Genomic DNA, 15,633 nt, shown 5'->3' on the forward strand with positions numbered 1-15,633 from the left:
TATCTTAAAATCGACCACGACCGCCTCCAGATTTACCTGCTTTTGCTGCCGCCCCTGCCGCACTTCTAACAGCGTTACCGGCAGCTCCTGAGATTTGTGAAGTGGCACTTTTTACTGCATTGCCACTCGCTCTTGCACCATTGGAAAGCATTGTAAAAATCTGTCCTCCTGAAGAGACACCAGCGTTAAAGTATGGTCCGCCAGAGGCCAGCGCTGTTGCAATACCAGGAAGCGCACGGAAGATAATAACTCCTATGATCGAAATGACGATGACAGGGGGAAAAAGAACGTAAATTGATTCATATGAAACTTTGAGAACCTGTAGGATAACTTGACATATAATGGTTCCAAGCATGATTACGAGAACTTGTAAAATGGTAAAATTGATCAAAGTTGTAATCCATGCATCGGAGTATTTTCGCGTTGCATTGAACAAATACAAACTAATGAATAGAGGCCCAAGACCTATAATCATGACGAGTGCAACTTGTGCAAACATTTGCACAATAAAACCACCTATACAAAAAAGAATAACCGCGAGAAGCATGATAGAACCAAGAAGACCCACAATGATTTTTTCAAAAAACCAAGCATTGTATAAGACTTCTTGATAACGCGAACTTGCCTTTAACAAAATATAATCAAAAACATTGGAGCTTGCAGGATTACTGTTAAGCGCATTCCCAATAGCATTGGATAAATCATTGAAGAAAATATCCTTGACATAAGTATTAAATGTATCCGCATTCGTTGCCATTGTTGTAACAACAACGATTTTAACAACATTATTGAGAAGACTATGCATGGAAAGCGCAACGCGACCTGTCATAACATTATAGCCATAAAGAAAGATAAAAATGATTGCGGCGAGATTTAAGGGCGCTGAAATAGCAGAAGACAGCCCACTCACCGTCGTGTCCATCACATTATCAAGGGGTTTTAAAATATACCCAGAAACGCTTTCAAAGGGAGAAAAACTAAAGTCTGACATTTGTACTTGTACTTTCAAGTTTTTCTTTTAATTCTTTTTCTTTTTCTTTTAATTGTGCCTCAAGATATTTATGCTTTTTTTGTTCCTTTTCTTCACGTAATTCATCTTTTGTCTTCGTATCTCTTGCTTGAATCATATCAAGAGACTGAAGTTTTAAAGAAGCTACTTGAAGATCGGCTTGAAGAAGAGAAAGCTTTACTTGAAGATCTTGTCGAAGGGCTTGCAATTCTTCTGGTTTTGTGTCTGGTTTTGATTTAATATTTTCAAGTTGTTGACTTATGTCTTTGATTTTTTTTGCAGTTTCAGTTGCGCTTTTATAAATGTTTTCAGCTGTTTCTGATTTTGCAGCGTCTAATTTTTGTGTGTTCTCGAGTGCTTGTTTATAATATTCATCCACATCAGGTGTTGTTTGCGCTATTGCATGAGAAATAAAAGAAAAAGATAACAGTGTAACTAAGCCATATTTTTTCATTGATTTTTTCTCCTTTGATAAAATATGGGCAGCCATTTGTCAGGGGCAGCTCCATATTCGTTGATAATTTCATTCATGAGTTCAATGTTTTTTGTTGTGCCGCTTAAAACGGCGATCTCATCATTCATTCCACGTAAGTTAAGTTCTGCAACGACGGAACTTTGTCCTTGTTTGATGAGAAAACGACGGGATTCTCTGCTTAACTCTGACTGTATCAGTTCAAATTCACGCTCAGTAAGTTTGAAAGCTTCGACATAATCATTGTAATTTGCTTTTTGATTTGGAAAAAATATTTGGGTGGGGCATTGCTCAATGATTGTGTGCGCGATTGTTGAGTTCAAAGCATCTTTAGGGCTTTGTGTTGCAAAGAGCATCATGCCATTTTGTTTACGAATTGTTTTTAGCCGATCTTGCGCAAAAGCTTTAAATGAATCATCTTCTAAAGCTTTCCAGAATTCATCAACGACGATAATGATGCGCCGCCCATCAATCAGATCAAGAATGCGGTGAAAGAGATACATCATTAAGGGGCGCCGAATTTCTTCATTATCTAAGAAATCGGTCATGTCATAGCCAATGAACTGCGCATTTAAATTGAGATCATCTTGGTCATTATCAAAAACCCATCCTAAATCATTGCCTCTAATCCAGCGTTGCAGCCGTATGGCAATTCCTTCTTTGGATGTGTTGTCAAAAAACAGTTGAAGGGCACCAAGAGAGCGCTGGGTTGGGGGTAAGTTTTCCAAGGAATCAATGGCTTTGGCGATATCTTGTCGCTCTTCTTCTGTTACGATTTGCCCTTCAGCGGTCACCAGCTTTAAGATCCAATTACGAAGAAAGATTTTATTTTTTTCGGTGTATTCCATGCCCTTTAAGGGAGCAATACCCGTGGGCTGCCCATTTTTTAAAGGTTTGTATTTCCCTCCTCCAGCCCGTACAAAAATCTCTGCTCCTTGATCTTTATCAAAAAAAACCATTGTTGGATTGTGTTTTTGTAATTGTGCAAGAAGAAAATTAACAATCACTGTTTTACCAGATCCTGATGGACCACAAACAAATGTGTTTCCAAGATCGCCATAATGAAAATTAAAATAGTAAGGTGAACCAGCCTGTGTTTTTAGCAATGCGACAGCAGCTCCCCAAACATTATCGTTCAGTTTGCCAACAGGGAAAGAATGGAAGGGCGATAAAGCGGCAAAATTTCTGCTGGTAATGGCGCCTGAACGCGCACGATAGCTAAAGTTTCCAGGAAGCTGTGCCCACCATGCTGCTTCCAATCCTAAATCTTCTCTGGCAATCACGGCTCCCCCATTGGTTAAATGGGAACGTGCTTTTGATAAGTTTTCAGACAATATTTTGGGATGATCAGCAAAAACAGCTAAAGAAATGTGGTGTTCTCCCAAAACAAAACGGTTTGATTCTAAATCATCTAGCGCTTCATCCAGTGCATCGATTTGTGAGCTAGCACGGTCAGCTGCATTGATCATTTGATTTTGTTTGCGGCTCATAATCGCACTGGCGGCTGCCTTACTTTTAAAGACAAAGGATTGTGTTAAGATGAATTCAAATGGCACCGTAAGCAGACCATCAGTCATACCTGGGCGTGTTTTAGAAGGATACTCTTTCCATCCAAACATGCCCACAAAGCGTTCATTGCTTTCATGGCGAATTTCGATAATTTCTTTCCCAAAAATAACACGATCCGAGTAAATTGTTGAAGCAATAGTTCCAAATGTGAGAGGAATACGCTCACGTCTTCCCCCCACTAGCTGGTGGAGAAATTCACTTTGTTCGGCAAATAAAAGTCCTTCATGTTCATAGATGGATAGCAGACGGACTTCATATTCTTCCAAACCTTGCATAAGATCTTGACTTAACTCTTCGAGTTTACGAATAGCTTCCTCATCGGGCTCAGATTGTGTTTTCTTGGCTTTGCTCAAGCGCTGAAAAAATGAAACCAGCTTTTCTGTTTTATCCGCGGCCGGATTCCAAACCAGTGAAATAAATAGATCATTTCTATACAGTTCTTGCGAAACCATTTTCTTTTTATATTTTTCATCTAATGTTGTTGCAAAAGATGAAAGAAAATGACCTTCTGGGTAGATCGTTTCACGGCGGCGGATGATGTGAGAATATAAAGCAAGCCGTTCGTCTGCGATATTTTTTAAAAGGGTGTTTAATTGGTTGTGTAAAGAATTTAATTGATCAATATCCGCGGTGTCGAAATTTATACCCTCAACAGCCATCACAACCATTAAACAGCGTGAATTTAAAGCAACGACATGTTGGTTGATGTAGCGTATATAGGGAATATATTCTTCAGGCAAAGTTTCCCGTTTCATTATTGACATCTGTTTCACCAATTTCGTTCCTTCAGCTTAGTTCCTTATAAGTGCGGATAAGGCGTAAAGGGGAGGTTGAACCTCCTCCCCATCGGTTGAGGTTTTTTTGTTTTCCTCGGGTATTGAGCCATGCAAATAATACGCGAAATTGGTTGTGATCGTACTTTGTCACTTCTCGCAAAATAAAGTGTATCCCAATCCCAAGACCAAACATGGTAAAATCACTGGTCAAAATGAAAAGAATGGATGTCGCCATGACATTGAGCGCCATCGCTTCCATTGTAACACCAGCAAACATGGCTGGGCGCGTACAGGCAAGGAAAAGAGTATCTTCGTTCATTTATGTTGTGCCCGCTAATTTACCGACAAGAGCAGGGGCACCAAAAACAATAGCAATCCCCAGAACACAGTAAGCTGCTTTGCGTAAATCAATAAAGCCGTACATCCAGCCAATCCCCACAGCAGCAACACATATAATAGCAATAAGCTTTGCCGTTGGACCCGTCATCATTGTGACAATGTTGCCTAAAACACCATCAAGATTTCCCAGACCACCTCCACCAGTAGTAGAAGAAGCAGCATAAGAAAAATCAGATACAAAAACTGCCGTAAAAAGCAGCATGGTCACGATAAAAATGATGTTTTGGAATCTATTATCTGTCATTTTACCTCTCTTTAACAAATAATATTTGTTCATATGTCGACATTCCATTGCCTCTAACAAACTGGAAAGTGCTGTCATTTGATGACAGTTTAATTCTTCTCGTTTGTTTGTTTTAAAAGCCTTGATCGTGGATCTGTTCACTCTCAAGCTCTTCTTCGTAAAGAGACAGAAGTCTTTTCAAATTGAGATTGTGTTACATGAAAATGGCAATTTTAAGTTGTGTATATTGGTAAAAATAACAATATTAAAATAATGAAAGAAAGAATATCATTCTTTACAAAATGTAGTTAATCTGCAACACTTATATTTGGATTTTTTCTTTAAAAACAAGGGGATTGCTGATCAATAATCTGACATGATAGGAAAAAAACGAATTTTTTGAGCGAGCGTGTTAAGAGATGCTATTTAAATTGATTGTTATTATTTACATTATGGGGGCTACGGTGTGGGGATTAAGCCAATATAAAGATAAAATGGATTTCAGCATTCTTAAAACATTTGAGACGCAAGATATCCAAGATATTGTCGATCTCTATCGAGAAGAAAAAAAGTTGGGTAGATCTATCACCAAACAGCAATTAGAAAAAAATGAACCAGCTCTCGATTTGCAGAAGAGTGTTTCATTAAATGATGTTGCAAATAATGCTGTTGTTTTTCATGGTAAGGCTTCTGTTACAAGTGGGGTTACATTTAAATTACTGACGCCTGCTGCACAATCTTGGCGCTCACATATCTCCCGTGATATTCATCTTTATGGTGTTGACACATGTGCACCCCGTCAAAAAGCAAGATTAAATGATCAAGAATGGCCCTGTGGTGCGGTTACAACGGCTTGGCTTGTCACCAAAACACTTGGGCAGGATTTATCCTGTAAACAGGCTTTGATGCACAATGGTGTTTATTATGCGCAATGTTTTGTTCAAGGGGTTGATTTAGCTGAGGAAGGTCTTAAAGAAGGTATGTTGGTACTCTCAAAAGAGGGGAAAAATCCTATTCCAGCCCAGTATCATCATGCGGAAGAAAAAGCACGTGGCAATAAGATTGGTCTTTGGTCGAGTGATTTCACTGAACCTTTAAAATGGCGGCGAGATAATGGATCCTATAACCCCTTTGCTAGTCCATGATTGGTTTTAACGAACATATTTACTTAAATTTTTATAGAGAAAACTTTATCAATAAAATTGTACCAAATCGTAGAGCAAATTTGAATAAACGGTGAGATTATTTTCGTTTAGGAAGTAAATGGATGGTACTTCCCTTTTCAAGGGAGGGTTGCTTTCAAAATCGCTTCTCTATTTTTACTTATGTGTTTTATAAAAGCAGGAAAATGTCATTGTTGGTGGCAAAGCATTTTTGAGTATTTGTGTTTGAAGGAGAAAGTGAGGCGATAAAAAACGCTCAAGAAACGGATTTCTAGAGCGGTGTTGATAAAAGTAAAAAATAAACAGACCCCAAAATGGTGTAACGTTTGATATAACGGATAAAATCTTTCACAATGCCTTAAAAGAATTCATAGCAAAAGTTTTTTCATCAGAATTTTTGTCTTCAGGATTGGATCACGTTTTTTACTTCTTTAAAAGTGATCAATCTGTTGCATTCCTTGAAAAGCTTTCATAATTATCTGCTTTTAAATTCAGACTTCCAAATGATGGATGGATTTCAAATAGACTCTACACGAAGAAATCTTCGTAAAATGATTTGCATTGCTGATTGTTTTCTATATATCACAAAACGTTTCTATTTAGGCCTCGATGGAGGAACAATAATCAACATACAAATAGGTAAAAAGAGCTCATACTTTTTTGTTATGGCTGCATAGTCCATTGATCGTGAGATTTAAGTATTATAATGCTCATAGGCTTTCTATAGGGCTAGGGGCGATGCCTATTGCAATGTAACTATTTGAAATCAGTTGAACAAAAGCATTAATGCGCCTTCTGATTTCATCGTTTGTATTCAGTTTGGGCTCTTTCCCTTCTCATTGTATTTTATGACAAACTCATACGATGGCTATTGTGAGCTCTTCTTGCGTTATTTTACTCAGAGTATTCACTTTGAAAGCAAGCAAGTGATAGTGAGGCTGTATTCTCATACAGTGTGAAAATTCAACCCTCATTTGGGGGGATGATATTAACAGATAAGGTATTTAAAGAGGAGTAAAATGAAAAAAATTATTTATTATGCATGACTCTATTATTCGTCGTGGGGTGTGAAAAACCTATAGCGTAGAAGATTTAAAAAAAGATGCAAAATTAAGAGAAGAATGGGGAACGAAGTGTTCTCTTTCAGGACAAGCTGTTAAGGAATCTAAAAATTGTCAAAATGTCTTACAAGCAGATACTGAAATGTTTTTCTCGCCAAAGCTTGATGCTCTAGACCGTGGTCATGTATTTTAATAAATACATATTACTCAACAGTAAAGTGTGATATAAAAATTCTAAAATAAAGAAGTTACGGCTCAACGAATGCTCGCTTCTTCAATTGTTATAGCGGATTTTTTTATCATTTTTCATCTTTCAGATGAGCTCCCCAAATCATATTCGCAATCCTATTGTTTGTTTCATCTTTGTTAGATTGAGGATTATGATCATGAGAAAACAGGATAGCATTGTCTTATAGAAACATCTCTTAAGGTATCCAAGCCTATTTTGCGACGCTGTTCGTAAAGGGGTATAAGGGTAAATCCATTGAGCCCCCCATCTTTACGCTTCATAACGGAATAAGCCGGCACCATCATTATATTTGCCAGCCCCCAATGTTGCGACAGATCTTGCATTAAGACGGTTCGTTTGAGGCATTTTTAATTCTTACTTAATAGTTTTTATCCATACGCCTCTTCCCACTTGTAACCTGCAAGAGATATAGTTTTGGTTGATTCAACATGGAACAAGTCTGAAATGAAAGAATCTTACGATATTCTGGATTCTCATTCAACATGTAAAACAATAAATTTTCTTTATAAATCAATGTTTTGCCTTATGATAGAGTTGGTGTAGCATTGAGATTTTAGAGGGAAAATATGCCTTTAAGACTTTATAACAGATACTAAGTCTTTAATAGCAGGTATATTAAATGTACATCATTTAAAATAAATAGAGCGTCCATAGCGAAAAGGGGGCCACTCTTTAAATACAGATAAATACTTATTCTGTTGTGCTGTAAAACGCTATTGTTTGCGGGTGTGGTGATATAAGACATAAAACTTTATACATGGGGTGTTTTGATAAGAGAGTGTGATGAATATTCAAGGGAGGGCTTGTTTATATAATTTTGTGAAAGGAACCATATGAAATGGGAAGCTGAGAAGGAGCTATTTTTGAAAAGGCGGATCGTTTATCAACCGGTTTGAGGAGGGGGGGGCATCCTTTTGGGGTGTGGGGAGAAAGACAAGAATAGGGTGTGTAGCACTTTATAGCTATGCTTTTAAAGCGTTTTAATTTTGATCACAAATTAAGTTTAAAATCGCTTTCTGCTTGACAGATGTGAGGACTCTAAAACTTTTTAAAAGCAAATATTCCTCTTTGCTCGAGGCGATTTCATCATAATGGTACGGGGTGTTGTCTTTTTTGATGATATCAGTGTAAAAAAAGGCAAGTGGAACATTCAAAATATCGGAAATTTCCTTTAAACGTCCTGCGCTCACGCGATTTAAGCCTTTTTCATACTTTTGGATTTGTTGAAAAGTGACACCTAAATGATGCCCTAATGTTTTTTGAGACATTTTTAGCACTTTTCGCCTAAAGCGAATTTTTTTGCCTACAAAAAGATCAATATTAAGATTTTGAGCTTGCATTTCCCCCCTCCAGGTGCGAGCGCCCTCGCATTGGTATTCCGGGAGCTTGAAAACACTGAACCCTAGTCAGCATTTTGCTTTTAGTGCTTGGAGCACCTGGACATAGCAAAATCTCCCGGAATTCCGGGATACCCACATAGTGGGTTTATTTTTACGCTAGGGTTTCGGGTTTTCAAGACCCCTTTTGATCGTTGCGTATGCGATCAAAACATTTTTCGATTCATAAAGTAATTTTAGGAGATTGGCAATAAAAATAGTTTTTCTTGAGACGGATAGATTTTTTTAAATAGGAGGTTGTTTGCCTTTCAAAGTTTTAAGGTTTGCTTACTCAACTCATGACATCAGATATGCATTTTACGAAGGTAAACCTTGGTTTTTAAGCTCAAGTTACCGCTTACGGTGCTGTCCTTAACCAATAATCAAAATGATTTGTTTTGATGCGTCTGAGATATCATGATGATAGGGGAAAGCTTTTATGAGTAAAGAGCCCTCATGCAAAATAAACTCAAAACATTATAGATCTTATTGTTGTATATTCACATGTTTGTTTTAGAAGATATTTCTCAATGTTAGCGCCTATTTTACAATGGTGCTTCGTAAAGTATATAGCGTAAAAGCCTCTATAAATGGGATAAAAGCTATATTGCTATCTTTACTGAAAAAAAGATGCTCGGACGGCACATACTCTCTGCCAGTTCAAAATATTACGACAGTTTTTGCCTTTGAAAGGGAGCCTAAGAGCTATTTTTTCTTTCTTCACGTGTTTTTATCTGTACGCTCTCTGCTTATAATATGTAAGCGAATAGGTTTTGATTGATTCAATATAAACAAATTTGAAATGAGAAAATATATTGGGCTTTCTCATGATGCATGTTTTTAAGAGGGGGATACGTTTATTTTCTCAGTGAAGAATTTGAGTATTTTAGATAAAAAACTCTATCAACGTCGTTGTTGTTAGAATTAAAATTTTTATGAGAAAAATAGCATTGGGGAATGATAAGCTTTTGCTATCAAGCATTTTAGAATTTTGCACAACTTAATGATAACTTAGTTATTTTATCATTTCTTATGATCTCTATAGACGATAAAAAGTTGGGATATGGTTTGAGAAAGCAGATGACACAAGTATTATCTTTCGGTAAGTAATTTTGAAGTAAAAGACAGCTTTAAATGACAAATAGAGATAGGTGCACCATGAATGAAGTTACCCATATTGAGACTATTATAGCGCATTATGATGCTGTTTTTTGTGATGTGTGGGGTGTTGTGCATAACGGTGTACATGCATTTGAACCAGCGTTGAAGGCGTTGTATAAAATCCGACAAATGGGAAAAACTGTCATTTTATTGACCAATTCTCCTCGGCTACGGGAAGATGTTGCTGCTCAATTACAAAGTATGAATGTTCATAGCGACTATTATGATGCCATTATCACTTCAGGGGATGTAACGCGCGATCTTATTCTGACTGCTCCGCGTAAAGTTTTTTTCATTGGTCCACAGCATGATTTGGTGCTGTTTGAAGGGTTAGAGTGTGAATTTGTTGAAGAATGGGAGGCTTCTGTTGTCGTCTGTAGCGGTTTTCTTGAAGATTTTGACGAAGAACCCTCTGCTTATGAGGAGATGTTTCGTCGCATGCGGTCGCGGAATTTACCTTTTATTTGTGCGAACCCAGATGTGATTGTCCATTATGGAAATAAAGAATTTTGGTGCGCTGGTGCATTGGCTCGTCTTTATCAACAATTAGGGGGGGAGGTGCGCATTGCTGGAAAACCTCACGCGCCTATTTATGAATGTGCCTTTGAAAAACTTCAAAAAATACGGGGAACAGTAGAAAAAAGTCAAGTTTTAGCTATTGGTGATGGTCTTTTAACGGATATTAAGGGGGCGGCTCATTTTGGTCTTGATGCCCTTTATATTATGGGGGGGATTCATCATTATGATTATACGCAAAATGGTGTGGTTGATAAGCAAGCTTTGCATTCTTTTCTTGAACGTCATGGTTATAAACCACAAGCAATCATGTGGGCACTTCAGTAATGACTAATTTTTTGCGTCTTCAGGGAATTCATATGTTTCCCTCGGCTTGGCGGGGAGCAGTGTTGGCACTTGGAAATTTTGATGGTGTTCATTGCGGACATCAGGTGGTGTTGCAAAAAGCGCTTGATTTCGCCCGTATAAAAAAGAAACCAGCAGTTGTTTTAACGTTTGAACCCCATCCAAGAAGTTTTTTTCAACATTCAGCTCCTGTCTATCGTTTGACAGAGGCAGCTGAAAAAGCTGAAATTTTTAAAACCCTTGGTTTTGACGGCGTGATTGAACAGCCCTTTGATGCACAGTTTGCCGCTCTTTCAGCGGACGAATTTATTAAGTCGTTTTTAAAGGAAGTTTTTGATGTTTCAGTTGTGGTGACAGGCGAAAATTTTCAATTTGGTCATCAGAAAAGTGGAAATGTACATCTTCTTTGCCAAAGGGGAGAGAAATATGGATTTGAGGTTGTGCAAGTTCCTTGCGTTGCTCGTCCTCAAGAGTCACAATCTTTGATCATTTCCTCGAGTTTTATTCGGCAACTTCTCTCACAAGGGGAAGTGGACAAAGCAGCCCATTTGTTAGGGTATCACTATCGGATACGCTCCAATATTATTCAAGGTGAAAAACTTGGACGTCTTTTGGGATTTCCTACCGCTAATCAAATGTTGCCTCCCCAAGTTCGTTTGGCTCATGGTGTTTATGCGGTACGTTTGCGTCGTGCGAACGGTGTTTTGTATGATGGTGTTGCAAGCTTTGGTTGTCGTCCAACGGTTGTTAAGGATGGGGCGCCCCTTTTGGAAACCTATTTGTTTGACTTTAACGACGACCTTTATGGGGAAAGCTGTATCGTTTCTTTTTTCCAGTTTTTGCGAGGACAAGAAAAATTTGATGGGCTTGAACCTTTGATTGCGCAAATGCATCGTGATGAAAAAAAAGCAAAAGAAATTTTAAAGACAGTACAACCATTATCAACGTTGGATAGGCTGCTTACTTTTAAAAATATGTCCTAAACTGATCTGAAAAAGAGAGAAGAGCTGTAAAAATAGCACTTAAAGTGATTATAATCACAAAGATATATTCCAAAACATCGTGGAATATATGTTTTTTCCGTTGTTGAGAGGGAGAATCGAATATCTGAAGATCTGATTTTGGCATCATTTTTTTCAAAGTTAACGTTATGGTTTTTGTTGTCATTCAAAACTTTACTGCTTGTTTCTTTCTGATCCGTTAAAACTCGTCATAAAAGATGCAGTAAAGAATAAGCAACCAGCCTATTTAGCAATAATAGATGTGAAGAAGGAGAAAGGCTGTTTTTAAAATTTCTTGCGATTTTAAGCTTATAGTTTGATAAAATTTAATTGATGACTTTTTTTATTTTAAAAGGTTATTGTTTCTTTTTTCTAATTTGGCTTATTATGTCATTTATGCCGTATCATCGTTTATGATGAGAGTTGGTTCGTGTAACCTTACGCATGTGATATTTTGTATTATGTAATGAATATTTTTACAAAAGTTTTGTTTGTCGAGTCTTGTGAAGAAGATTAGTGGTCAGCAGCAGTTTTCGTGCTAACCAATCACGTAAACGAGAATGAAGCTGCTGGAAAATGCTTTAAGTTTCGTTTCTCTTGTATATTGTGATGGGGAATGCATATTAAGGAGACTGCGATTGATTGTAGATAAAAGAAATCATTGCGAGAAAGCAGGTGTATTGTTTCAAAATTTCTAATGCTTTTGATGGATAAAGGCACAATTTTGTTGTCGTAACACGTCAATCTTTCAGATTTTCAAGTTAAAAACTATCCATATATTTCCTTTGTCTTTCACAAATGTAACGCCTATAATGCAAAGGAAAGACAGTCTTGTAAGGATATGAAAACACAAAGCCAATAATGTTTTGTTGTTTTTTGATAGAAATATTGGATAAAAGTTAGAACATCTTTCCAATCTATGTTCGGTCTATTCATGACTTTATGGTGTTGTTTTTCTCATAAAACTTTTTGTTTAGCGATTCTCAACGCGAGCAGTATGTTTGAGATAAGGATTAAGGCGCTTTAGTGCTCTCTCTACTGTTACAGCTTTTGTATACCAGATGGGGAGAGTCTATTGCTATATTCATTTGGATAATCTCTGAAATCAATCTACAGCCTTATTGGGGAAAAATATGAAGTTATCAAGGGGAAAATCAGTCCAGATGACAGTCTTTTTACATTCGGGTTTGCCACTTTCAAAAGGGTCCAGAGCAATATCTCTTAAATCATGAAAATAACAGCTTCAGGCTTTTGTTGTTCTTTGAATAGGATATCACGTCCCACAGGTAAAATAAAATGCTGGAATATCCTTGTTTTGCTAATTTATGCACTTCTTTTAAAGAAATATCTCTCAACGCTTCTCATATTCATTTTCATGATGGCTCTCATGAATGGTATCATACAAGTTTCGTTGAGCGCTATCATCTTTATGCCTAATAAAAGAGCAATCCGACACCATCCGTTATATTGACAAGCCTTTAGTGTTGTACAGTCTAGGCTATTTGAGAGCGCTTATGAGAGTTTTTTCTTAACTCGTTTTATTTCACACGAACACTTCCTGCTTGTGACATGCAAGAAACACGCTTTTGATTGCTTCAATATAAATAGGCTTGAGAGAATCTTACGGTATTAGGATTTATCATTCAACGTGCAAAATAATTAATTGTTATAAATCAATATGTTGTAGTTAACCATAGATTATGGCTTACGGCTTTTTTTATAAAATACTCTGCATGCCTTTTATTCGGAATATAGGGTTTTCTTAGTGGTTTTACTGTCGTTTTAGGTGTCTGTGGCGTACGAATGAGTTCGTATTGGTAAAGGAAGAGAAAAAGAAGGTGGAGCAGTGATAAAAGGTGAGGTGAAAATAATTTTCTTCGATCATCATATGAATTTTCACGCATTTTTATGGCTTCGGGTGTGTATGCTTGTTGTATATTGAGGAGCAAAGCTTGCTTGTAGAGTTTTATGAAGTGGCAAGCCAAGGGAAAGGCGCAAGACAAAGATTATTGACAGATTGTTTTTTACAAATCGATGCGTATTTAAGAATCTTCGTCTTTTAAGGTGCGGAGGAAATGTGCGAACCCTCTGTTTAAAGACGCGCTAAACGATAAAGATGCAGCGAGCGTGATCCGTGATGACAATAGGCAAGAAGAGGCAGAGAGGCTGTTTTTAAAATTGTTTGCATGGCTTCAACAGCTGACTTTTCTATAGTTGGAGGAGAAATGGGAATGTGATAGGCTTTTATGCCATATTCATTTGCGACCGTTTTAATGCTAGAAAAGTCAGGTTGATGGAGCTCTTCGTGATCGGGGCGGTTACAGATAATTGTTTTAAAACCAGCTTGTGCCAATGTTTTGATATTTTCTATGCTAATTTGGGCGCTGATAAAAATATCAGGTTCAATTTGTTGTAAATTCATTTTTGTTTATTCCCAATTGCACGATCTTCACGATACCCTCTGGTCTGGTATATAGAAAGAACATAATGAAGGTAAGTTTTTCAGTGGCATCTTAACAAAAATATTCTTTTTGTCGAGAAAATCTATTTGGGAAAAATGAGCTGTAAGATGCAAAATATCTCACTCCGCAACATGTTCGTTATGCGATCTTATGAAAGACGGATGTTTGGTCTTTATGGATAATCTATAGTGTTTACTCAGCATAGACATTTCATTGTGTTGTTTGTTTACGCGTTTGCTAGAGGTACCCTTATTTCTCTTAAGCCCATTTTACTCTGTCGAGCGTCAAAGAGTATAAAATTCATGGATCACCACCCTTTTTATGCTTATGAAGAAGGAAGTCGGTACCATTGTTATATTTGCCAACCTCCAATATTGTAATAGTTCTTGGTACTTGAGATTCTGCATAAGAAGCATTTTAAATCCTTTCTTGTACAGTTTTTACCCACACGCCAGCCCTGATTGTACGTACAAGAGATATGATTTTGATTAATTTAATATAAGAGGCATGAAATGAGAGAATCTTCCTGATTTCGGCTCTCTCATTCAACGTGCAAAACAATGAATTCTCCTTATAGTTTGTTGTATATTCAGAGTGGAGCTTGTTTGTAGAGTTGCATTAAGTGGATTGCATGAAGGGAGAGTCCCAAAAGGCCAGTGCAAAATAAGAAGCTGGATCATTTACAGCGCATTGTTTACAGATCGACATGGATTTAAGAATCTTCGTTTTAGGGTGGGGGGGGAAGAAGAGCATGCCTCTTTTAAATTTATTTTGTTATTTTCAAGAATATCATCTTCATAATGTTTTGCTCATGTTAAAGAATATTATAAAAAATTGCGGGCTATTATTATTTATCCTGAAAATGGGAGAAATGATTATTTTGCACGTATTGGATGCTTGTTTCTTTTATTACTTTCAGTATAATCGTAAAAACGATAATACTGAAAGGCGTAATGGATGATCATTGGACTTTTGAATCAAAAGGGAGGTGTCGGAAAAACGACGTTGAGTGTTAATCTTGCTGCCAGTTTTGCACGTACTGGTACACGGGTATTGCTTATTGATGTTGACCCACAGGGAAGCGCATTGGATTGGGCTGCTGCGCGTGAAGATGCACCTTTGTTTTCGGTTATTGGTTTACCGCGTGCAACGGTTCACAAAGAGATTACACAGATTGGTCATGGTTATGATCATATTATTATCGATGGTCCTCCGCGTGTAACTGATCTTGCTCGTAGTGCTCTTATGGCTTCGGATTTGGTGCTTATCCCTGTTTTGCCTAGTCCCTATGATATTTGGGCAGCGGATGGAATTGTAAAGCTGATTGACGAAGCACGTGTTTATAAAGAAAATCTCAAATCTGCTTTTGTTATTAATCGTAAAATCGTCAATACAGCGATAGGGCGTGATGTGAACGAAGCTCTTGGCATATACCCCGTACATGTTCTTTCTTCTAGCGTTGCGCAGCGTGTGATTTTTGCAGAAGCAGCAGCACAGGGGAAGGCGGTTTATGAAGTTGATAAGCAAGGACCAGCAGCAGCAGAGATTGAAGCGGTTGCAGCGGAAATCAAGGAGTTAGCACGATGAATAAAAAAATTAAAATCGGCACAAAACCAACGAATAAATCAATCCCTTTAACAGCGGATGCATGGGTAGGAAGCCACAAAGGGAGCATGAGTGGAGGTATGAAGCGCCTCACGATTGATATACCAGAAAGTTTGCATCGGTTGATTAAGGTCAGTTGTGCAAGTCGTGGAACTAAAATAGCTGATGAGGTCCGCGAATTGCTTTCACAAAAATACGGAAAAGTGTAAAAAATGATACGATAATTTCGTTGCTTTGAATGCTTT

Annotated in this window: 12 protein-coding genes and 1 pseudogene; 6 read left to right on the plus strand and 7 right to left on the minus strand. The window is 37.5% G+C overall.

Annotated features, from left to right (window positions below):
- Window positions 1-4 precede the first annotated feature (4 nt).
- From ACFIMA_RS06415 to ACFIMA_RS06435, 5 genes are read right to left on the minus strand one after another with little or no spacing between them, the layout of a single operon-like run.
- Window positions 5-991: a type IV secretion system protein gene (locus ACFIMA_RS06415; protein WP_375610597.1), complete on the minus strand. Its 987-nt coding sequence runs from the start codon at window positions 989-991 to the stop codon at window positions 5-7.
- Window positions 978-1,463, minus strand: coding sequence for a type IV secretion system protein VirB5 (locus ACFIMA_RS06420; RefSeq protein ID WP_375686162.1), 486 nt, complete (start codon window positions 1,461-1,463; stop codon window positions 978-980). Before ACFIMA_RS06420 ends, ACFIMA_RS06415 begins: the two co-directional genes overlap by 14 nt.
- Window positions 1,460-3,814 (minus strand): VirB4 family type IV secretion/conjugal transfer ATPase, encoded by a 2,355-nt coding sequence (locus tag ACFIMA_RS06425; protein WP_375613568.1) that lies wholly within the window; start codon window positions 3,812-3,814, stop codon window positions 1,460-1,462. The genes ACFIMA_RS06420 and ACFIMA_RS06425 overlap by 4 nt, the downstream gene beginning before the upstream one ends.
- A 22-nt stretch (window positions 3,815-3,836) precedes the next feature.
- Window positions 3,837-4,145, minus strand: coding sequence for a type IV secretion system protein VirB3 (locus ACFIMA_RS06430; RefSeq protein ID WP_273723684.1), 309 nt, complete (start codon window positions 4,143-4,145; stop codon window positions 3,837-3,839).
- Window positions 4,146-4,469, minus strand: coding sequence for a TrbC/VirB2 family protein (locus ACFIMA_RS06435; RefSeq protein WP_375613587.1), 324 nt, complete (start codon window positions 4,467-4,469; stop codon window positions 4,146-4,148).
- Window positions 4,470-4,867: 398 nt separating this feature from the next.
- Between ACFIMA_RS06435 and ACFIMA_RS06440 the strand changes: the two genes are divergently transcribed.
- Complete coding sequence (locus ACFIMA_RS06440) at window positions 4,868-5,593, plus strand: hypothetical protein (RefSeq protein WP_375638527.1); 726 nt, start codon at window positions 4,868-4,870, stop codon at window positions 5,591-5,593.
- 1,149 nt (window positions 5,594-6,742) lie between these two features.
- A pseudogene (locus ACFIMA_RS06445) lies at window positions 6,743-6,865 on the plus strand (hypothetical protein); the annotation flags it as partial.
- A gap of 1,037 nt (window positions 6,866-7,902) precedes the next feature.
- Here the strand turns inward: ACFIMA_RS06445 and ACFIMA_RS06450 are convergent.
- Complete coding sequence (locus tag ACFIMA_RS06450; RefSeq protein ID WP_375613566.1) at window positions 7,903-8,262, minus strand: helix-turn-helix domain-containing protein; 360 nt, start codon at window positions 8,260-8,262, stop codon at window positions 7,903-7,905.
- Window positions 8,263-9,456: 1,194 nt separating this feature from the next.
- Between ACFIMA_RS06450 and ACFIMA_RS06455 the strand changes: the two genes are divergently transcribed.
- Both ACFIMA_RS06455 and ACFIMA_RS06460 read left to right on the plus strand, forming a co-directional pair.
- The gene (locus tag ACFIMA_RS06455) at window positions 9,457-10,302 is read left to right on the plus strand and encodes a TIGR01459 family HAD-type hydrolase (RefSeq protein ID WP_375660101.1); all 846 of its coding nucleotides are present in this window, start codon (window positions 9,457-9,459) and stop codon (window positions 10,300-10,302) included.
- Window positions 10,302-11,303 carry a bifunctional riboflavin kinase/FAD synthetase gene (locus tag ACFIMA_RS06460; RefSeq protein WP_375674947.1) on the plus strand — a complete coding sequence of 334 codons (1,002 nt, stop codon included), beginning with the start codon at window positions 10,302-10,304 and terminating at the stop codon, window positions 11,301-11,303. The genes ACFIMA_RS06455 and ACFIMA_RS06460 overlap by 1 nt, the downstream gene beginning before the upstream one ends.
- A 2,110-nt stretch (window positions 11,304-13,413) precedes the next feature.
- On the opposite strand, the gene ACFIMA_RS06465 is transcribed toward ACFIMA_RS06460, so the two are convergent.
- Window positions 13,414-13,743 (minus strand): TIGR01244 family sulfur transferase, encoded by a 330-nt coding sequence (locus ACFIMA_RS06465; protein WP_375613563.1) that lies wholly within the window; start codon window positions 13,741-13,743, stop codon window positions 13,414-13,416.
- A 997-nt stretch (window positions 13,744-14,740) separates the two neighbouring features.
- On the opposite strand from ACFIMA_RS06465, the gene parA reads away from it, so the two are divergent.
- A complete protein-coding gene (gene parA, locus ACFIMA_RS06470; protein WP_375653186.1) occupies window positions 14,741-15,370 on the plus strand; it encodes a ParA family partition ATPase in 630 nt (209 codons plus the stop codon).
- A complete protein-coding gene (locus tag ACFIMA_RS06475; RefSeq protein ID WP_273790969.1) occupies window positions 15,367-15,597 on the plus strand; it encodes a plasmid partition protein ParG in 231 nt (76 codons plus the stop codon). Before parA ends, ACFIMA_RS06475 begins: the two co-directional genes overlap by 4 nt.
- Window positions 15,598-15,633: the final 36 nt, after the last annotated feature.

It is taken from the genome of Bartonella sp. AP88HLJMH (assembly GCF_042195605.1).
Lineage (GTDB): Bacteria > Pseudomonadota > Alphaproteobacteria > Rhizobiales > Rhizobiaceae > Bartonella.